The following is a 19,573-nucleotide window of genomic DNA, read 5'->3' on the forward strand; positions in this document are numbered from 1 at the left end:
TCTGCTTTGACGAAGTATCCGCTTTTCCGCCTGCTTTCCGTGCCTGTGGCGCTGCTTTTGGTAGCCGCCGTGGGGGCCTGCTCCTCGGAGCGGAAGTCCATTATCGGGCATAGCTACGAGAACATCGTGGCCCGCGACAACGGCTTTTTTCTGGCCCGCGAGAAGCTGCGGGCTACCGAGGCCACCTTATACAAGGCCCGCGTGAACGACTACAACCGCGTGCTGCCGCTGTTCCCGACGCTGGACGACGCTACCGTGGCCCGCGTGACGGCCGACCTCGACGACGTCATCAAGAAGGCCTCGCTGCCCATTCAGCACCGCCCCGGCTCCGACTGGACCGACGACAGCTACCTGCTCATCGGGCAAGCTCGCTACTACAAGAAGGAGTATGAGGACGCGGGCAAGACGTTCAAGTATGTGAATACCACCAGCAAGGATGCCAACGCCCGGCACGAGGCGCTGATCTGGCTGATGCGCACGTTTCTGGCCACTAAAGAACTGGAAAACGCGGCGGCCGTGTCCGATTTGCTGGATAAGGAGCAGGGCTCGGGCCGGAACGCGCGGGAGCTTTTTCTGACCCGCGCCGAGTACTTTCTGCAGACCGGCGACCAGTTGAAAGCCATTGAGAATCTGACCCGGGCGCTGCCCTACATCAAGCCCAAAAATGAGCTGTCGCGCACGCGCTACATTCTGGCGCAGCTGTATCAGGCCACCAATCAGGATAAGGAAGCCTACGCGCAGCTGAACAAAATTCTGAAGCGCAACCCGCCCTACGAGCTGGATTTCTTCGCCAAGCTGATGCTGGGTCAGGTTTCAGATCTGAACACGACCGACAAGGCCCGGCTGGACAAGTATTTCGCCAAACTGCTGAAGGACACCAAGAACAAGGAATACCGCGACAAGATCTACTACGAGATGGCGCGGCTCGACTACCGCCAGCAGCGCTACGACAACGCGCTGGCGCTGCTACGGCAGTCGGCGCGGGCCACCACCAGCAACAAGGCTCAGAAATCGTACACGTATCTGCTGGCCGGCCGCATCTACTACGAAAACCTGCAGAAGTACCCGCTGGCCGCCGCCTACTACGACAGCACGGTGCAGAACATGCCCCGCGAAGCCCCCGAGTATGCTGCCACCGTGGAGCGGAGCGCTATTCTGAAGGACTTCGCCCGCCAGACCACCATCATCAGCACTCAGGACAGCCTGCAGGCACTGGCCCGGCTGGACAGCGCCACCCTGCGCACCCGCCTGACCGACTTTGCCACCGCCGAGCTGGTCACCCGCAAGAAGAATGAGGAGCGCCAGGCTGCCCTGGTGGCCCGGCAGGCCCAGCGGCAGCAAACGGCCAGTACCAATGCCGTATCAGCTTTCGGCAACGTGAATACGGATCCGCTGGCGGCGGCCAACAGCACTACGGGCGCTTTGTGGTATTTCGACAACCCTACGGCCCTGACCACAGCCCGCGGCGAGTTTATCCGGAAGTGGGGCGACCGGAAGCTGCAGGATAACTGGCGCACCACGAGCCAGGCCAGCGCCTCGGCCGTGACGAGCCAGGGCGGCAACGTGCCGGTTTCGATTGCCGGCGCAGATGGCGTCCGCGTCAATCCGACCACTGGTGCGCCCGCTGCCGCCGCTGATCCGGCGGCGCAGGTGCGGGGCTTGGTGGCCGGCTACCGCCAAAACCTGCCGCTGACGGAAGCGCAGTTGAAGGCTTCGCAGAAGCAGGTGGAAGAGGCGCTGTTCGCGCTGGGTGGCATCTACAACCAGCAGCTGCGCGAGCCGGTGCAGGCCGCCGACACCTACGAGAAGCTGGTGACGCGCTTCCCCGGCGGCGTGCACACGCCCGAAACGTATTACAGCCTTTATCTGCTCTACAAAGAGAAAAACGACCCGCGCGGCGAAGCCTATGCCCAGAAGCTGCGGACGGAGTACCCAAACTCGTCGTATGCGCGGCTGGTGGCCGACCCGGAGTATCTGCGGCGCACGTCGGTGGCCAATGCCCAGGTAGGTGTGCTGCTCGATTCGGCCTTCACTTTCTATAAAAAGCAGGAATTCACCAAGTCTTCGGCGGTGCTGGCGCGGGCCCGCAAGCAGTATCCGGTGACGGATCTGAACGACCGGGTGGCGTTTCTGACCACGCTCATCACCATCCGGACCAAGCCGCCGGTGGTGGCGAAGGCAGCCGTGGACAAATTTCAGAAAGACTACCCGGAAAGCCCGCTGCTGAGCCAGGCGCAGGCGCTGCTGGGCAGCTACAAGCGCTACGAGGAAGGCCAGATTGCCGGCGCCCTGGCTTCTACCGACAAGCCCGTGATATCCGTTTTCCGGCCCGGCGAAGTGGATAACCGGATGCGGATTTTCTACGGCGAGAACGAAACGCCTGCCAAACCAGTCCCCGCGCCGCCTGCATCAGTGCCCGTGCCGGCTCCCAAACCTTCGGCGACCGATGCGGCACCAGCCACGATGCCAGCGGCCACGCCACCCGCTGCCCCGGCTTCTAAACCCAAGCTAACCCGCCGCCAGGCCCGCAAGGCCAGCACGCCTCCAACCGATTCAGCCGGCACCGCAGCCCCGAATACTCCTGTGGTGCCGCTAGCCGCCCCAACTCCTGCTTCAGCCCCAGCCGCGCCCGTCAAACCCGCTACGCCCTACACCACCAACCTGGCGGCCGGGCACGCGGTAGTGCTGGCTTTCCCGAAAGGTGCCGCCCCGCTGAAGGACCTGCCCGCCCTGCTGAGCACCTACAACAACCGCTTTTTCAAGGCCAGCAACCTGCAGGTGCAGCAATCCGCCCTCGGCGACAGCCTGGACCTGGTGGTGGTGCAATCTTTGCCGGGCGCGAAAGTAGCGCAGAGCTACGCCCTGAAGTTGCGCGGCCCGCAAGCCCCACTGAGCAAGCTGCGCGGCGTGGGTTACCAAACCCTGATCATTGGTATTGATAACATGCCGCTGCTGCTCCAAAGCAAAGATTTGGCAGAGTATCAGCGCTTCTACCAGAAGACTTACTCCAAATAATTCTGAGTTATGAATTCTGAAGCATGGATTGGTGCTTATGCCAGTTCGGACATTCATAATTCATAATTCTTAATTCATAATTGAATTCATGGCTTACCCTGCCACCAAGACCAAACCGGCCCCGCGCAAACCTCAGCGGCCGGGTCGATTCACGGCTTTCACGCGCACCATGTGGCTGCTTTTCGGCGGTGGCGTGCTGGGCTTCGTGCTGTATGTGCTGGCGGTGAGCGTGAATTTTCTGGGGCTTTTCGGGCGGATGCCTAACCTGAAGACGCTGGAAAACCCGAAGAGTGAGTTGGCCTCGGAAATCTACTCGGCTGATGGGGCGCTGATGGGCAAGTATTTCCACGAAAACCGCACCCCGGCCGAGTACGAAGACCTGCCCCAGCACTTAGTTGACGCGCTCATTGCCACCGAGGATTCGCGCTTCGAGCAGCACTCCGGCATTGACCCTAAAGCCACAGGCCGGGTGGCGGCGGGGCTGCTCACGGGCGGCAGCGGCGGCGGCGGCTCCACGCTTACCCAGCAGTTGGCCAAGGTACTGTTCCGCACCCGCGGCGACCTGAACGACGGCACCCTGAACGACGTGCCCGGCGTGCGGATGCTCATCACCAAGACCAAAGAATGGATTCTGGCCGTGCGGCTGGAGCGCAACTACACGAAGCGCGAAATTCTGCGCATGTACTTGAACACCAACGACTATGGCTCCAACGCTTTTGGTATCAACACGGCCTCCAAGACATTTTTCAATAAGAAGCCGAAAGACCTGACGGTGGCTGAAGCGGCCACGTTGGTGGGCGTACTCAACGCGCCCTCGCGCTTCAGTCCGCGCTTCAACCCGGAACGCTCCAAGCTTCGCCGCAACTGGGTGCTGCTGCAGATGAATAAGTACGGCTACCTGAACGAGACAGCCTTACGGGCCGAGACGCTCAAGCCCATCAAGCTCGACTACAGCGTGGAAAACCAGAACGAAGGCATTGCGCCCTACTTCCGGGTGGAGGTGAGCAAAATGCTGAAGGAGTGGGCCCGCGACACCGACCACGACCTGTACGCCGATGGCCTGAAAATCTACACCACCATCGATTCGCGGATGCAGCGCTACGCCGAATCGGCCATTGCCGACCACATGAAGCTCCAGCAGAAGTGGTTCGACGCGCACTGGAAAGGCCAGCAGCCGTGGCGCGATGAAAACGGTAAGGTCATTCCGAACTTCATTAACACTTCCATCCGGCGCACGGAGCGCTTTAAGTCGCTCAGCAACCGCTTCGACGGTAACAAGGACTCCATCAACTACTACCTGCGCAAGAAGTACAAGATGATGGTGTTCTCGTGGAAGGGCGAGAAGGAAGTGTTCATGTCGCCGCTCGATTCGCTGGCGTACTACAAGCACCTGCTGCAGGCCGGTTTTATGGCCATGAACCCGCTCAATGGCCAGATTAAGGCCTGGGTGGGCGGCACCAACTACAAGTATTTCAAATACGACCACGTGAAGCAGGGCAAGCGCCAGCCGGGCTCCACGTTTAAGCCCATCGTTTACACCGCCGCCATCGACCAGGGCTACTCGCCCTGCTACCAACGGCCCGACGTGGCTACCACGTTCCCGGCCGTGGCCGGCCGCGAGTCGTATACGCCCAAGAATTTTGAGGGCGGCTTTTCCGGCCGCACCTTCACGCTGCGCCAAGCTCTGGCCCGCTCCATGAACTCCATTACGGCCTGGGTAGTGCAGAAAATCGGGCCCGAAACGGTGGTTTCCTACGCCAAGCGCCTCGGCATCACTTCCCCCATCGAAGCCGTGCCGGCCGTGGGCTTCGGCTCCTCCGACGTGAGCATGTACGAGCTGTGCGGAGCCTACGGCACATTCGTCAACAAAGGCGTCTGGACGGCCCCGATGATGGTAACCCGCATTGAGGACAAAAACGGCAACGTGCTGCGCGAATTCGTGCCCCAGACACGCGAAGCTCTCAGCGAGGAAACCGCCTACATTATGACCCACATGCTGCAGGCTTCTACCACCGAGCCGGGCGGCACGTCGGTTATTCTGAAAACGGGCTTCAAGTTTCCGTATGAAATCGGGGCTAAAACTGGCACCACCAGCAACTATTCCGATGCCTGGTTTATGGGCATCACGCCCGACCTGGTGTGCGGCATGTGGGTCGGCGGCGAAGACCGCAGCATTCACTTCCGCACCGGGGCCTACGGCCAGGGCGCCCGCCTGGCGCTGCCTATCTACGGCGTGTTCATGCGCAAAGTATACGCCGACAAGAGCATCGGCATCAGTACCGCGCCCTTCCCCAAGCCGGCCCAGCCGCTCAGCATCGAAATCGACTGCAGCCGCTACTACGGCGGCCAGCGCGACACGATTCCCTACGACCAAAAGCTCAACCAGACCGATCTGGAGGACCTGAACGACCAGGATATTTAGCGTGCCCGATTACGCGGATCTTTCGCTGATTTCATTGAAGATTACGGAATGTGGCCGGGACAACCTGGCCACATTTTTTGTTAGAGAATGCGCAATATTGTGCTGATCCTGCACCTTGCGCGGCTCCGTCCGTATCTGGAGCAGAGCATCTTTTTTTGTTCGCTGCCCTGCGTACGCAATCAGCGTAATCAGCGAAAAATCCGCGTCAATCAGTGATTCTATGGCTGCTAAAGAACATCTACAGGAGCAAATTCGCCACCTGCCGCACCGGCCCGGTATCTATAAGTTTTTCGACGACGAGACGATCATTTACGTCGGCAAGGCCATTGATATCCGCAAGCGGGTAAGCAGCTATTTCAGCAAGCAGGACCACAACAAGAAAACCCAGCAGCTGGTCAAGAATATCCGGCGCATCGAATTTACCATCGTCGATAGCGAATCGGATGCATTTCTGCTCGAAAACAACCTTATCAAGGAGAACCAGCCCAAGTACAACATCCTGCTGAAAGACGGCAAGACGTACCCGTACCTGTGCATCACCAACGAGCGGTTTCCGCGCCTGCTGCCCACGCGCAACAAGATTAACGACGGCTCGCGCTACTACGGCCCCTACGCCAACCTGACCGCCATGAATGTGGTGCTGGAGCTGATTCGGGCTTTGTATCCGCTGCGCACCTGCACCTACAACCTCTCACCCGAAAACGTGGCCGCCGGCAAGTTCAAGGTGTGCCTCGAATACCATATCGGTAACTGCAAAGGGCCCTGCGAAGGCCACCAGGACGAGGAAACCTACGCCCAGTATATCCAGCAGATCCGCAGCATTCTCAGCGGCAACCTCACCGTGCCTAAGGCCTACTTCCGGGAACGGATGACGGCCGCGGCCCAAGAGCAGCAATACGAGCTGGCCCACGCCCTCAAGCAGAAGCTCGACCGTCTCGACGACTTCCAGGCCAAGTCCACAGTCGTGAATGCTGCCTTGTCCAATATCGACGTGTTCAGCATTGCCTCCAACGAGAAAAGCGCCTTCATCAACTATCTGAAGGTGATGAACGGCTCCATCATTCTCACGCAGTCAATAGAAGTACAAAAAAAGCTGGACGAGACGGATGCCGAAATCTTGGCGCCCATGATCATGCAGATGCGGACCGAGTTTGAAAGCCAGTCGCGGGAAATCCTGGTCAATACCGATGTTCCGGGCCTACCGCTGGCTGGCGTTACGGTAACGGTGCCTCAGATCGGCGACAAGCGCAAGCTGCTGGAGCTGTCCATCAAAAACGTGCTCTACCTGCGCAAGGAGAAGGAAAGCATGAATGACCGGAGCAAAGACGTGAACGAGGTGCGCATCATGGAAGGCATCAAGCGGGATTTGCGCCTTACTGAGCTACCTAAGCATATTGAATGTTTCGACAACTCCAACTTTCAGGGCGACAACCCGGTGGCCGCCATGGTGTGTTTCCGCAATGCTAAGCCCAGCAAGAAGGACTACCGCCACTACCACATTAAGACTGTAGTCGGCCCCAACGATTTCGATTCCATGTACGAAGTCGTCACGCGCCGCTACCGTCGCCTGGTCGATGAAGGCGCGTCCCTGCCCCAGCTCGTCATTGTCGATGGCGGCAAAGGCCAGCTCAGCATGGCCGTAAAAGCCCTCAAAGACCTAAACCTGTGGGGTCAGATGGCCGTCATCGGCATCGCCAAGCGTTTGGAGGAAATTTACGTGCCCAACGATCCGCTGCCGCTCTACATTGACAAAAAGAGCGAGTCGCTCCGCCTTTTCCAGCGCATGCGCGACGAGGTACACCGCTTCGGCATCACCTTCCACCGCAGCCGCCGCGACGCGGCTACCCTCAAAACTGAACTGACCGACGTGAAAGGCCTCGGCCCCGTCACCGCCGACAAGCTCCTAACCAAGTTCAAGTCCGTCAAGAAAATTAAGGAGCTTACCGAACTACAGCTTATCGAAGAAGTAGGCAAAGCCAAAGCCCGCATCCTGCTCGATTACTTCAGCCAGCAGGAAACCCCGGCTGCCAGCTCCGGGAGCTAAGCAACACTAAACCCCAAGTAAACAAAGAGCCCCGACCATGTTGGCCGGGGCTCTTTGTTTACTTGGAACTTGACTACAAAATCCGTAAAGTCCGAAAAATCCGGATGAATCTGTGGTCTAGAAACTCCACAGGTTGTACTCATATTCAATCAAATCGGAAGCGGCTTGCTGCGAGGCCAAGATGCCCTGCTGCTGCCCACCGTAGATTTCGTCGAGTCGTGAATCGTTCGGGTTAGAAACCTTCACGATGTACGAGTTGAACAACCACAACTCGAAGGCATCCGCCAGGTTCTTGTGCTGCGCGTCGTTCTGCGAGTTAAACCAGATAGCCTTGTCCGGATTAGCCCGGAACACGCGCACCAGGTCGCTGTACTTGAACGTAGCAATCGTCTTTTCAATACCGGAAGTGTTGGCACCCAGCGTTGAAGGAACTAACAGTGTTACGGTTTTGATGTCGTGATACATCCGCGACCGTTTCTTGTCGAAGATCATATCCTCCTTCAATTCCATCTGGTAGATATCCTTGGGACGATACTCGTAGCTCGGCGGAGCCACAGGCTTTTTGGGAGCCGCGGCTACCTTTTTGCCTTTGGCGGTTTTCTTAGGGGTTCCCCAGCCATCATCGGCCGCGGCATCGTCGCTGAAGCCAGCGGCTTTTTCCTCGTCACTCAGGCCCGCGTTAGTTTCAGCATACGACATGTTGCCGGATACCTCCGTAGGCGTGAAAGTAGTCGTCAGCGAGTCGTTACGATAAGCTTGAAGCTCTCCCCGCTTCACTGCTTCCAGAATCACCCGGCTGATTTCCTTGCCTTCCGAAAACATCGGTTTGTTCTGCTTTTCGCGCAGATCAACAGCCCGCCAGATAGTCTTGCGGAACATGATGTCCGAGTTCGGAATCGGGCGATACGAGCCATTGCTGCTCGCGGTGGTGGCTTGCTCCTGAGCTGAGGCTGCCACCGACAGCATCATACCAGCCGAAAAAGCGGCGAAGAAAAGGAATTTGTTCATACCAGGGTAATCAAAAAAGCGCATCGGTTAGTTCAGCAGTGTAACGCTTACAGCAGCGGAATATTGAACTGCTTCGACACTTTTACATCTTCCATCTGATCCTGGAAGTTCATCCGCTTCACTTCTTTCACCTCGATGTAAAGACGGTCGCCTTCACGACCCGCGTTTACCACCGAAGTCAGGTTAGCATCCGGACCGTTGAAAGTCATGGGCGGCATAGCCGGGCGCTTGCCACGCACCAGCGTTACTTCGTAGCGCGTTACGCGGTAGCGGGCATCGTCGGGCAGGAAGGTGGCAAAACCAGCATCCGGCACCGCTTTCAGAATCATGTTGCGTACAGCCGTAACGGGCGTACCCTGCTTCTCATTGGCCGGACGACCACCAACCCAGCACTGAATGTCGGGCTTCGGAATTGGGCGAACCTGGAAGGTCTGCGAGCCAATGGCGTTACCGCCGCTGCTCACGTTCAGCGTAACCTCGCGCGAATTAGGTACTAGCGTTACATCACCCAGCTTTGAGCCCTGAATAACCGAGGCACCGGAAGCACCAAAGCTAGGCTTGTACTGAGCACCCAAAGCCGGAACCTGCACGCTAAGTTTGTTGCCGCACTTGAAATACAGCGCCTGGACCGAAGCCGACTGAATCTGCATTACGGGCTTAGTCACGGTGTAAGGAACCGTCACCTTAAAAGTAGTATCGCGGCCATTCTGCTTGAAGCGAATAGAACCCGTCCACTGTGCTTTGGCATTGCCCGAAGCATCAAATGAGCCGGGACGAGCGGTAAATTCCACCAGACCTTTTCCATCAGGACCAACGCGCAACGGCGAGCCATTCAGCGTCATCGAAGGGTTCAGGCCCGAAGCCGAAGCCGTCAGAAAGAGCTCTGCTTTGTACTTGGTGCCGGCAGCTACCGTGTTCGACTCTGCGCTGGCGAAAGCACCAACCTTATCGAATACGATGATGTTGCCACCAACTTTAGCCGATTGGGCAGCCAAAGCATCCGACTCGTATTTCAATACTTCAGCTTCCTTCTGCGACAGAACGGCCAAAGCAGCAACCACAGGGGTATTTTCGAAATTCAACTCCGCAAAATTCTTGCTGCGTTGCTCCGGGTCCGTCACCATCGGGTCTTCCTTGGCATCGAGTGCCAGAAGAGCTGCGTTTGGAACGAACTGCTTGATGTAAGTAGCGTACTTGTTCAGCTCATCCTTCATAGCATAAGCAGCACCGTTCTTGCTGCCACCCAGCATCGTGATGGCTACTTTGTCTTCGGCACTCATGTTCTTGAACTCATTCTTGCCTTTGTTCTCCGTGGCCGTCATGAGTTTTTCACGTACATCGCGCAGGTAGCTTACCATCTGCTGCGTACGGGTCCGAATTTCTTCGCTTTGCTTCAATACGGCCACATCAGCGGGCGTATTGCGGTTCTTCACGACTTGCGCCTGAATCCCCTTCACTGTGCCCGCGTTAGCCTTGTCTACCTTTTCGTTGATACCGAACAGGCTGTCATCCAAGAACTTGAACTTGAGCAAAATTGCTGAATTAACTTGTAGGGCAAGAAGGGCCGTCAGTACCAAGTACATCATGCCGATCATTTTTTGCCGTGGAGTCTCTTTTCCTCCCGCCATCGTGTTCTTTCCTAGTCGATAAAATTATTGGACAGAAACGTTCATTGCGTTGCTAGCGGCCTTAGCCGTTAGAGCGCATGGCGTTTAGCATGTTGCCGTACACGCGGTTCAGCGAACCCAAGTTGCTGGTCAGCTGCGTTACTTCCTGCTTGAACTGGTCGGTTTCTTTGCCAGCCTCGGTCAGGTTCTCCATAGCCTGGCTCAGAGTACCGTAAAACTTGTTCATGGACTTCAGGTGCGTGTTGGCATCCTGCAGCTCCATTTCATACACAGCGTTCAGAGCGCCCAGGTTTTTGGTCACGTTCTGCACCTGCAGGTGGTACTCACGGGCATCCGAAGTAGCATCGGACATAGCACCGATAGCCTGAGCCGTCTGGGCGTAAGCTTCGTTGATGCGCTCCAGCGACTGAGCAGCCGAGCGAACTTTGGTGGTGTACTCTTCCGTAGCGTTAGTAGCGTCGCCCAGCGACGAGAGCTGCTGCGTAGTGGTGCTCAAACGGTTCAGGCCCTGGCCCAGCGAAGCAATAGCTTCGGGAGTTACGTTAGCATCCTTCAGCATGTCGTCCAGCTTGCGGGTCAAGCCTTGGCTGTTATTAGCGGCCAAGCTATTGCTACTGCTAGTCGAAGGGTCGTAGCCTTCCGACAATTCGGGGTACACCAATGACCAATCGTGCTCCTTCGCCGTGGGCTGGAAAGCACTCAAAAAGAAAATTACTGCCTCAGTACCCAAACCTACCATCAACATGATGTCAGCACCTTTCCAGTGCAGAATCTTGAACAATGCCCCGATGATTACTACTGCAGCACCGATACCATAAATTTTGGGCATCAGTACATCATACATGAAGCTACCGCCTTTTGCTGCCATTTTACTTGAGTTGAAAGAATTGGATTGGATGAAATGAGAAAGCTGTGGAAGAGCGGGAATTTAGAAAAGGCTGCCCGTGGCGACTGTTAGTTGAGTGCATTGTTCGTGCCCTGCCCAATCTGAATCATAGCGGTGCGGAAACCGATATAGGAGCGAGCAGAGTCCTGGTATTCGAAATTACGCGAGCCGGTTTCGAGGAAGTAGGAAATGTCTTTCCAAGAACCACCACGTACTACTTTGCGCGGCTCGTTGTCATCCGGGTTAGTTGGGTTCATATCCCATACTACGGGCACCGAAGCTTCCATATAAGCATCATCGCACCACTCCGCTACGTTGCCCGACATATCATACAGGCCAAAATCGTTAGGGAAGAACGAGCCTACCGGGGCCGTATAGGCATAACCGTCGCTGGCATAGTCGCCGCGGCCGGGCTTGAAGTTAGCCAGCATGCAGCCCTTCGAGTTGCGCAGATAAGGACCGCCCCAAGGGTAGGTTGCCAGATTGCGGCCACCGCGGGCGGCATATTCCCATTCCGCCTCAGACGGCAGACGGAAGTTAGGCGTTGGAGCCAGACCGGCTTCCACGTTGGCCGCGTTTTTATTCTTGGTGCGCCAGTTGCAGAAATACTTAGCAGCGAACCAATCGACTCCAACTACGGGATAATCATCGAAGGCCGGATGGGTGTAATAGTACTCCATCAGCGGGTCGCCCATGTGGTAGGTGAAGTCACGCACCCACACGGTCGTATCTGGGTAGAGCTCCGTCATGACATACTCTTCGCCGAGCACGTCGATGGAATCCTGCCGGATGGCGTTCATGAACTGCCGGTACTCGTTGTTGGTAATTTCGGTTTCGTCCATGTAAAAGCCGGCGATAGTCACCTGCTTGTTCATGTTCACCATCGAAGCGGAGATATCCTGGTCCGTCTGGCCCATGTGGAACGTGCCGCCGGGGCAGGGAACCATGCCGAATGGTACCTCCTGCGGGTTAAACTCGGGACGGTCTTGCGCCCCGACAAGGTCGCCCTGCGGTCCTTTGCTGAAACCACAGCCTCCCATGAGCAGCGCCGACAGGGCTAAGAGAGGCAATACGAGTAACTTATTCATGTCTGAAAAAAAAAGACTGCTCAGGCGGCGATACCCGAAGATTACAATTTAATGAGCCGGCAAATCTAGTGATTCTTACGTTCGTGCGCAAGCCTCTCGCTCAATACCGCATAACTGTCTACGAAAGCGACAGCTTACCGGTTGAACGAAGAAGGTCAACTACTTAGTACAACAGCACTGGAAATTCAGTCAACACGTAATCAGGGCCTCGGAATGAACCCCGACAGCTAGATTTTTAGAAGCTGTAGCGGGGAGTGCGAATAGCGGGACGAGTGGCCAAACCAGGTTTCGGCAGGCGGTAGGAGAGCATAATCTCGTGCGAACTGAATGCACGAGCGTCTTGGTTAAATGCAATAAAGTCAAATGCATAACCAAAGCGCAGAGCATTGTCCTTAGCAAAGCTCATGCCCAAAAGACCCGTGAACGATTCGTCGTACCGATAGCCAAGGCCGCCCCAGAATTTATCGTCGAGAGTAGCACGAACGCCGGCCTCGTACGAGTTATTGCTGAAATTAAACTTGTTACCGTCGCCGAATTTGCCGGGCATTACCAGCTTCGCTAATACGGTAGGCGTCACAATGATGGAAGATGAGGCTTCGATATTGTAGCCGGCGCTAAAATAGGCGTGGTTTTCACCTATCACCTGCGCAGTAATACCACCCCCTTCGCTGTTAAACCGATAATCGGCCCGTAGCAGGTTGTTCACACTCAGGCCAGCGTAGAGTTTGTCTGACTCGTACCAGACCCCCGCACCTGCATCAAACTTCTGATCGGAACCCTCCCGGGGCACACTCGCATCGTTGTTATCACGAGCCCGATAAATCCCTTTGCTCAGGTGGTTGAAGATACCCTGCACACCGATACCCAGACGGCCTTCGCCAACTTTGAGGTGCTTGGAATAGGAAATCTGGGCATTCGTGATGTTGGACTGCGCGATTTTATCCCGGAAAATGCTAATGCCGATGCCGCCGCCAATAGCAGCAACCGGCAGAGAAGCACTCAGCATGTAGGTTTGGGGAGAGCCGCCATCGTCGAAGCTACCATTGTAGCCCAGATACTGATAACGGCCCAGGGTGGTGATTTCGCCTTGGCCCTTAATACCAGCGTACGCTGGATTGAGGTACATCCCGTTGAAGCCGTAGTGGCTGAACTGGGGCTGCTGCTGTGCAAGGGCTGAACCGGCAACTGCCGATACCAAAAGGGTGGCAAGTAAAGTTCCCTTCATAGAAGCGACTGATTTAGGGTTTGTTACGCGCTGGGGTGGTCAACGCAAGGGTTTCCAAATGTATGGAAAAAACCCTGTGCAACAAATCACAGAAAAAAAACAGCCGAATATGCCTTTAAAAGCATATTCGGCTGTTTTCAGAATCAGGCGCTTTGCTTGCCGGTTACCTTCTTATCCTTGCTGGACTCAAGGCCGTGATGGTAGCGGATATAGGCTTCAATGGCTCCCGTCATGGAGGGGGCATTGGGCAGGGGCGCTTCAATATCCAACTCCAGGCCAGCATCGCGCACAGCTTTGGCGGTGGTGGGGCCGAAGGCAGCTATGCGCGTGCCATTCTGCTGAAAATCAGGGAAATTGATAAAAAGTGAGCTGATGCCAGAAGGGCTGAAGAAGGCCAAGCAGTCGTACTTCACGTCCGTCAGATCGGACAGGTCGCTGGCTACGGTACGGTAGATGACGGCTTCGCTGAACTTGAAGCCATTGGCCCGCATAAACTCCGGCAGGTCATCTTTGCGAATATCGGAGCACGGATAGAGAAACTTCTCCGTTTTGTGCTTTTTGATAACGTCGAACAGATCGGTGGCGGTACGCAGGCCCACGAACAGCTTGCGCTTACGCAGCACGATGTACTTCTGCAGGTAATTAGCGGTCTGCTCGGAGATGCAGAAATACTTCATCTCGGCCGGCATTTCCAACTTGGCTTCCTGGCAGATGCGGAAGAAGTGGTCGACGGCGTTGCGGCTGGTGAAAATGATAGCCGTATGCTCGGCGATATTGACTTTCTCCTTGCGAAAATCCTTGTAGGAAACCGGGTCGACCTGGATGAATTCGCGGAAATCGACTTTAATCCCGTGCTTTTCAGCAATGGCAAAGTACGGATTGACGTCGGTCGTCGGCTTGGGCTGGGTGACAAGGATGCTGGAGATACGCTTCGCGTGACGGCCCGTCCCCGGTTTGTCTGTGCTTTCGGCCATAAAATTAAAAAAAGAGTAAGGCTCGGACGATAAGTGGGATGTTGAGAGAAAATGTCAGCCAACCGATTGATAATCGAGGCATTAGTAGGTAAAAACGACCAATTTCAGCAGAATGATTAAGGGAATCACTTCTGTGGCGCAAAGGTAAGAAAACAAATGCAGATTCAGTAGGGAAGCGCGCCGATGCAGCGTACGGGCAATGCGAACTACGGTGCCAATCAACATCAAGGAAACCACCCCATTGGATATCCAAAGCACGGCTTCGGGCAGCGTCTGATTCAGGCCCAGATACAGAAGCATGACCAAGGGCAGAAACAGGCCCATGAACAGAATGGTCCGCACGAATTCGCGGTATTGCACCATAACCAAGGGCGTTACATCGAAAATGTATCCCATTAGCTCCAAAAACAGGTATTTGCCTAGCACGAAACCGGCTACCAGCGCGGCATAGAGCAGCACGCGCAGCACGATGGCGGATTCGGGCACATCGAACAATCGACGCAGAATCACGATGGTCTGGATATTGGTGTGAATGGCGACCAGCAGCAAGGCAAATGACAGCGCAAAAACCAGCACCAGCAGCAGATTGAGCCAAGTCAGGGTGGGCTTGGTCAGAAAATCCTGGTCGTTGGCCTGCTTGCTCCAGAGGCCTTCGAACTGATAGATACGGGCGAAACCAGGCTGATAGGTGGCGCGAATGCCGCCGTAGAGCAGGCCGATGAGCAGCAGAAAGCACAAAAATACATTCTGGCCCTGGTGCCCGCGCGGTCGGGGCTGGGCCAGCAGCGGAGCCGAATCGGCTTTGCCGGGTCGGATAGCGGGAGCAGCGGCAGCGTTGGTGAAAGAAGCCAGATTGGGCGGCACTTCGGGCTGCCATACGCAGAGCAGATGGGTGCCAAACCGCTCGGCTTTGGGCAGCAGACTGGCCAGATCCAGCGTGTAGGATGCTGGGCTGCCAGCGCTGAATACCAGGCGGTTATCCAGAAACAGGCTCAGATCTTTGCGGGCCGTGAAAGTGATGGGCAAGGGGCGGTCGGGGCGCACCGAAATCCATTGGTAGTAGGCCTGCGCCGGGGTATGGTAATCGGGAAGGTAGAGGATGAGGCTGTTGCGGGCAGCATCATAGATCAGCCAATCGGCGGAGAGGCCGCCACGCGGGGCCAGCGGAAGCGGGCGGTATTCGGCAGCCGAAACCCGGCCCGCCGATGACAGCGACGCTATAAGGCACAATAGCAGCAGACGGAAGCGGACGACAAGCATACTATTTCCTCTTCTACGCCGACAATACTCTTTTTATCAGGAAGTTACGCGCTGCTGGGCGCTCCGACTCTGGTAGACGCCCAAGAAGATGCTCAGGACCACAGAAAACGCAACCATGCCGACGATAAGCCAGGTATTGCCGATGGCCGCGAAATTGATAACGAACAGGATGACGACCAGATTCAGCAGGGCGAGCAGCACCACGGTGCTGATCTGCTGGAAGCCCATGGCCAGAATGCGGTGGTGAACGTGGTTCTTGTCGGGGGCGAAGGGGGAGCGGCCGCCCAGCATGCGCACAATGAAGATGCGAAGCGTATCGAATAGGGGCACGAACAGAATGCCGATGGCCACGGAGGGCGACGACGAGCCAAAGGGCTGGCCGGCTCTCAGGCCCATTTCGATGAACTGAATGGTGAGAATAGAAACGATGAAGCCGCACACTAACGAGCCGGTATCGCCCATGAAGATGCTGGCCCGGTGGAAGTTGTAGCGCAGGAACCCGAGCAGACCACCGATGAGGCAGACTGCAACGAACACGTAGTTGCCATAGCCGGCCCCACCGTAGCGCAGAAAGTAGTAGCCGTAGGTGCTGGTGATAATCAGGACGATGGTGCCGGCCAGCCCATCAAGGCCGTCGATGAGGTTGATAGCATTGGTGATGCCTACGATGGCCAGGAATGTGAAGGCGTAGCTGATGCCGATGGGCAACTCGTGGATGCCCAGGATGCCCTGGAAGCTGGTGACGCGGATATCGGCCATGATCATGACGATGCCGGTGGCTAACAGCTGGCCTACGAACTTTTTGGCCACCGAAATACTGACCAGATCATCTTTCAGGCCCACGAAAAACAGCACGATGCAACCGGCCAGCAGCTGCTGAATGCCATTGCCGAGGTCGGCGAAGATGGTGAGGGCCGACATGAAGCCCGCAAACACGGCCACGCCACCCAGCCGTGGCGTGAGCGACTCGTGTACGGTGCGCACGTTGGGCGTGTCGAGCATGTTTTTCAGGTGGGCGATGTAGATGATGGAGGGCACCGCGAACAGCGCCACCAGAAATGCCCAGAGAAAGGACAACCCCAACTGAATTCCGATTGGATTCATATTCTCGGCTCAAATAGTAAGCAAACTAACTGCGGGCTTGCGCTCCACGGCCGGCTTGCGGATCAATGCCTAGCTGTGCAGCACGCCTTCGCGGTTGAGCAGGGCAATGTGAATTAGATTGGCAGGCACAATGGAATCCGGCACGAAGATGTATTTCTTATCGAAAATCTGCGGGCCGTGGTAGTAGCTCACCCAGTACTGATTGTTGAGGTGAAACAGGTCTGGGTCAATGGGTTCGATGGGCGTGGCGCTCTGGGGCTCCACTTCCATCAGGACGTGGCGGAGGGTGGACGTGCGGACTACTTCACCGTTGTCGCGGGTGCCGTAGCCGTTGGAGCTGATGATGACGTTGTGCAGCGGAAAGGCGTTGTGATTGAGCAGATAAACCTGCCAGCCTTGCTTGCCTTCTTCGGTGGCAGCATTCTCGTCGGGCACCACGGCCACTGATACGCCTTCTACCGGATCAAAATTGATGTCGTCTTTCATGCCTGCTTATCTGATAAGCGCCGCATCGAGCAAAACAGCCAGATGCCGCAGCAGCTTTTCTTCGACCTCCGGCAGCGGCACCGCGCGGCCCAACTCCTGCTGGAGCGAGGTCACGGCTTTGTCGGTGATGCCACAGGGCACGATGTGCCCGAAATACGTGAGGTCAGTATTAATGTTGAAGGCAAAGCCGTGCATGGTAACCCAACGGCTGCACTTCACGCCCAACGCGCAGATCTTGCGCGGATTGGCCGCTCCTTCCTCAAATCCCAGCCAGACGCCGGTGAGCCCCGGAATGCGGCCAGCATTCAGGTCGTAGTCGGCCAGCGTGCGAATAACCGCTTCTTCGAGTACGCGCAGGTAGCGGTGAATATCAGTGAAGAAATTGTCGAGGTCGAAGATGGGGTAGCCTACCAGTTGGCCCGGGCCGTGGTAAGTGATGTCGCCGCCGCGGTTGATGCGGTGGTAGGTGGCACCGTAATGGTTCAGGCTTCCCTCATCGAGCAGCAGATGCTCGGGCTTGCCGCTTTTGCCCAGCGTGTACACGTGCGGATGCTGGCACAGCAGCAGCACATTGGGCGTGGCCTCAGTGGGTAGTCCTGCTTCCAGCGCTTGCCGGTTGCGGGTTTTGAGCGCCACCGTAGCAGCCAATAATTCTTCCTGATACGCCCAAGTGGCGGCGTAGTCGGCCAGCCCCAGCTGCTCCACGCGCACCTGCCGGTTCTGCCCCAACTGCCTGACGGCCGGCTCCAAAGGAGCCACGGGCGTACCTGCTGAAGTTGCAGACGAGGGAAGAAGTGAGGTCATATCAGCTTTAAAACAGCCCAAAGTGAAATTCTCCGGGAAACATTCCGCGTATTGTAAAACTGCATGGAAAACGCGCAAAGGTACTAGATTTAGCTCCAACCTTCACTTTTGCCCCACTATTCTCCCGCTATGGCCTCCGCTGCTCACCTACTCGGCCAGGCCGGCGAAGCGGCGGCCGCCGCCCACCTCATTGCGCAGGGCTACACCATAGTGCGGCGCAACTACCGCTACCGCCGCGCCGAGGTAGACCTGATTGCGCAGCACGGCTCGAAGCTGCTGGTGTTCGTGGAAGTGAAGGCGCGGTCGTCGGCGCAGTTCGGGCACCCCGAGGAGTTTGTGACCGAGCGCAAGCGGCAGCTGTTTGGGCTGGCGGCCGAGCAGTATCAGGAGGAAGTGGACTGGCAGGGCGATATCCGCTTCGATATTCTGGCGCTGCTGCAAGTGGCCGACGGCTTCCGCATCAATCATTTCGAAGATGCTTTCTATTGAAATGTTGAGTTTTGAAGGTTGAATGTTGAATGCACCTAAGTCATTCACCATTCAAAACTCAACATTCACCACTATTTAGAGCCGGGGCGGTCGGTGACGGCATCGCGCTTGTCGAGCTTGTCCTTCTCGAAGACCAACACGCCGTTGCGGTTGTATTCTTTAATGAGAACGGGCTCCGTCACTTCCGGGTCGTAGCCGGACTCGCCGTACTGATACACGTAATGGCGGCGGTCCTTGGTGTTGCGGAAGCCCCAATACTGCGTCCACTCCCCTATTTTCTTGCCGTTCTCGAACTGGCCTTCCCATTCGCGCTTGCCATTTTCGAGGAAGCTCACGTAGTCGCCATCGATTTTGCCCGCGGCGTAGGGAATCACTTCCTTCAGGCGCTTTTTGTCGTTGGCATAGAAGCTCACTTGGGCATCGCGCGGGAAGCCCATCTCATAGTGATTCTTGCTAAGCAGGATGTTGTCCTTGTTGAACTTCTCCCAACGCAGGTGGCGGGTGCCCAGCGCGAAAAAGCCAGTTTCCACCACTTTGCCGCCCTGCATCTTCTTGTAGGGGCCGTGCAGCACCTTGGCGGTGGCGGGGTCCAGTTCCTCGGTGGTTTTGAAAATCTTGCGCTTTTTGGGGTCGAAGTAGTAGCGGGCGGGCGCGAAGTCGTTGGGCTGCTGGAAGGTGCGCAGGTAGTAGAAGGTTTCAATTACCTGGTTGCGTCCCTTCGGCCCCGACTTGGTAAAGCTTTTTTTGATTTTTTCGCCCAGGAAGACGTTCTTTTTCTTCTTGGGGGTGCGCTGCGCCACCTTCTGCTTTTCCTTGGCGGCCTTTTCCTGCTCCTTGGTCAGCACCACTTTCTTCGTGTCGAGCGAGGGCGCGTTGGTGGTGTCGCGGGCGGTGGTGAGCGAGTCGCGCACGGGGCCGGCAGCCAGCACCTGATCGAGCTTGCTGTTGAAGGAGACGGTCTTTTTGGAGCACGCCCCCGTGGCTAGCAGCGAGGCCGTGAGCAGGAAAAGAAACGGACGAAATGGGCGCATCAACGGGATAAGGCAGATTTGTAAGCTCGAACGTAAAGATATAGGGATTTGGTGCCCCGGTGGTGAGGTGGGGAAATTGTGGAGTTGTCATTGCGAGCAAAGCGAAGCA

15 protein-coding genes are annotated in these 19,573 nt (G+C 56.6%); 4 read left to right on the forward strand and 11 right to left on the reverse strand.

The genetic code is table 11. The features are described from left to right. Positions 1-6: 6 nt before the first annotated feature. The 3 genes from porW to uvrC all read left to right on the forward strand — a co-directional run bounded on the left by porW (position 7) and on the right by uvrC (position 7,481). Positions 7-3,015 (forward strand): type IX secretion system periplasmic lipoprotein PorW/SprE, encoded by a 3,009-nt coding sequence (gene porW / locus BUB62_RS19640; RefSeq protein WP_073105049.1) that lies wholly within the window; start codon positions 7-9, stop codon positions 3,013-3,015. An 88-nt stretch (positions 3,016-3,103) separates the two neighbouring features. After that, positions 3,104-5,437 (forward strand): transglycosylase domain-containing protein, encoded by a 2,334-nt coding sequence (locus tag BUB62_RS00995; RefSeq protein ID WP_234988492.1) that lies wholly within the window; start codon positions 3,104-3,106, stop codon positions 5,435-5,437. 220 nt (positions 5,438-5,657) lie between these two features. Beyond that, positions 5,658-7,481 (forward strand): excinuclease ABC subunit UvrC, encoded by a 1,824-nt coding sequence (gene uvrC / locus BUB62_RS01000; protein WP_073105052.1) that lies wholly within the window; start codon positions 5,658-5,660, stop codon positions 7,479-7,481. 117 nt (positions 7,482-7,598) lie between these two features. On the opposite strand, the gene porN is transcribed toward uvrC, so the two are convergent. From porN to lipB, 10 genes are all read right to left on the reverse strand, one after another. Beyond that, positions 7,599-8,489: a type IX secretion system ring subunit PorN/GldN gene (porN, locus tag BUB62_RS01005; RefSeq protein WP_073105055.1), complete on the reverse strand. Its 891-nt coding sequence runs from the start codon at positions 8,487-8,489 to the stop codon at positions 7,599-7,601. A 47-nt stretch (positions 8,490-8,536) separates the two neighbouring features. Next, the gene (gene porM / locus BUB62_RS01010) at positions 8,537-10,117 is read right to left on the reverse strand and encodes a type IX secretion system motor protein PorM/GldM (protein ID WP_073105057.1); all 1,581 of its coding nucleotides are present in this window, start codon (positions 10,115-10,117) and stop codon (positions 8,537-8,539) included. Between the two features lie 61 nt (positions 10,118-10,178). Further along, entirely contained in the window at positions 10,179-10,985 is an 807-nt protein-coding gene (porL, locus tag BUB62_RS01015) for a type IX secretion system motor protein PorL/GldL (RefSeq protein ID WP_073105060.1), read from the reverse strand. Between the two features lie 86 nt (positions 10,986-11,071). Further along, positions 11,072-12,091 (reverse strand): T9SS ring complex lipoprotein PorK/GldK, encoded by a 1,020-nt coding sequence (porK, locus tag BUB62_RS01020; protein ID WP_073105063.1) that lies wholly within the window; start codon positions 12,089-12,091, stop codon positions 11,072-11,074. Positions 12,092-12,326: 235 nt separating this feature from the next. Then, positions 12,327-13,316: a PorP/SprF family type IX secretion system membrane protein gene (locus BUB62_RS01025; protein ID WP_073105066.1), complete on the reverse strand. Its 990-nt coding sequence runs from the start codon at positions 13,314-13,316 to the stop codon at positions 12,327-12,329. 143 nt (positions 13,317-13,459) lie between these two features. After that, on the reverse strand, positions 13,460-14,290 hold the full coding sequence (locus BUB62_RS01030; protein WP_073105069.1) for a uroporphyrinogen-III synthase: 831 nt from the start codon (positions 14,288-14,290) through the stop codon (positions 13,460-13,462). Positions 14,291-14,371: 81 nt separating this feature from the next. Then, positions 14,372-15,550, reverse strand: coding sequence for a DUF4271 domain-containing protein (locus tag BUB62_RS01035; RefSeq protein ID WP_073105071.1), 1,179 nt, complete (start codon positions 15,548-15,550; stop codon positions 14,372-14,374). Between the two features lie 36 nt (positions 15,551-15,586). Further along, the gene (locus tag BUB62_RS01040; protein ID WP_073105074.1) at positions 15,587-16,654 is read right to left on the reverse strand and encodes an MraY family glycosyltransferase; all 1,068 of its coding nucleotides are present in this window, start codon (positions 16,652-16,654) and stop codon (positions 15,587-15,589) included. A gap of 69 nt (positions 16,655-16,723) precedes the next feature. Further along, positions 16,724-17,140 carry a hypothetical protein gene (locus tag BUB62_RS01045; RefSeq protein WP_073105077.1) on the reverse strand — a complete coding sequence of 139 codons (417 nt, stop codon included), beginning with the start codon at positions 17,138-17,140 and terminating at the stop codon, positions 16,724-16,726. Between the two features lie 6 nt (positions 17,141-17,146). Beyond that, positions 17,147-17,944 (reverse strand): lipoyl(octanoyl) transferase LipB, encoded by a 798-nt coding sequence (gene lipB / locus BUB62_RS01050; protein WP_084538724.1) that lies wholly within the window; start codon positions 17,942-17,944, stop codon positions 17,147-17,149. 129 nt (positions 17,945-18,073) lie between these two features. Here lipB and BUB62_RS01055 point away from each other — a divergent pair, with 129 nt between their 5' ends. Beyond that, complete coding sequence (locus BUB62_RS01055) at positions 18,074-18,433, forward strand: YraN family protein (RefSeq protein ID WP_073105080.1); 360 nt, start codon at positions 18,074-18,076, stop codon at positions 18,431-18,433. A 71-nt stretch (positions 18,434-18,504) separates the two neighbouring features. Here BUB62_RS01055 and BUB62_RS01060 read toward each other — a convergent pair whose 3' ends face one another. Then, entirely contained in the window at positions 18,505-19,464 is a 960-nt protein-coding gene (locus tag BUB62_RS01060; protein ID WP_073105083.1) for a toxin-antitoxin system YwqK family antitoxin, read from the reverse strand. Positions 19,465-19,573 lie beyond the last annotated feature (109 nt).

Origin of the sequence: Hymenobacter daecheongensis DSM 21074 (assembly GCF_900141805.1) — a bacterium.
GTDB classification, from domain to species: Bacteria; Bacteroidota; Bacteroidia; order Cytophagales; family Hymenobacteraceae; genus Hymenobacter; species Hymenobacter daecheongensis.

What these genes read in the sequence shown, in the direction of transcription:
- porL (WP_073105060.1), bottom strand. Translation starts at nt 10,985, where the DNA reads ATGGCAGCAAAAGGCGGTAGCTTCATGTATGATGTACTGATGCCCAAA.
- porM (WP_073105057.1), bottom strand. Translation starts at nt 10,117, where the DNA reads ATGGCGGGAGGAAAAGAGACTCCACGGCAAAAAATGATCGGCATGATG.
- BUB62_RS01035 (WP_073105071.1), bottom strand. Translation starts at nt 15,550, where the DNA reads ATGCTTGTCGTCCGCTTCCGTCTGCTGCTATTGTGCCTTATAGCGTCG.
- porK (WP_073105063.1), bottom strand. Translation starts at nt 12,091, where the DNA reads ATGAATAAGTTACTCGTATTGCCTCTCTTAGCCCTGTCGGCGCTGCTC.
- BUB62_RS01040 (WP_073105074.1), bottom strand. Translation starts at nt 16,654, where the DNA reads ATGAATCCAATCGGAATTCAGTTGGGGTTGTCCTTTCTCTGGGCATTT.
- BUB62_RS01025 (WP_073105066.1), bottom strand. Translation starts at nt 13,316, where the DNA reads ATGAAGGGAACTTTACTTGCCACCCTTTTGGTATCGGCAGTTGCCGGT.
- lipB (WP_084538724.1), bottom strand. Translation starts at nt 17,944, where the DNA reads ATGACCTCACTTCTTCCCTCGTCTGCAACTTCAGCAGGTACGCCCGTG.
- uvrC (WP_073105052.1), top strand. Translation starts at nt 5,658, where the DNA reads ATGGCTGCTAAAGAACATCTACAGGAGCAAATTCGCCACCTGCCGCAC.
- BUB62_RS01055 (WP_073105080.1), top strand. Translation starts at nt 18,074, where the DNA reads ATGGCCTCCGCTGCTCACCTACTCGGCCAGGCCGGCGAAGCGGCGGCC.
- BUB62_RS01030 (WP_073105069.1), bottom strand. Translation starts at nt 14,290, where the DNA reads ATGGCCGAAAGCACAGACAAACCGGGGACGGGCCGTCACGCGAAGCGT.
- BUB62_RS01060 (WP_073105083.1), bottom strand. Translation starts at nt 19,464, where the DNA reads ATGCGCCCATTTCGTCCGTTTCTTTTCCTGCTCACGGCCTCGCTGCTA.
- porN (WP_073105055.1), bottom strand. Translation starts at nt 8,489, where the DNA reads ATGAACAAATTCCTTTTCTTCGCCGCTTTTTCGGCTGGTATGATGCTG.
- BUB62_RS01045 (WP_073105077.1), bottom strand. Translation starts at nt 17,140, where the DNA reads ATGAAAGACGACATCAATTTTGATCCGGTAGAAGGCGTATCAGTGGCC.
- BUB62_RS00995 (WP_234988492.1), top strand. Translation starts at nt 3,104, where the DNA reads ATGGCTTACCCTGCCACCAAGACCAAACCGGCCCCGCGCAAACCTCAG.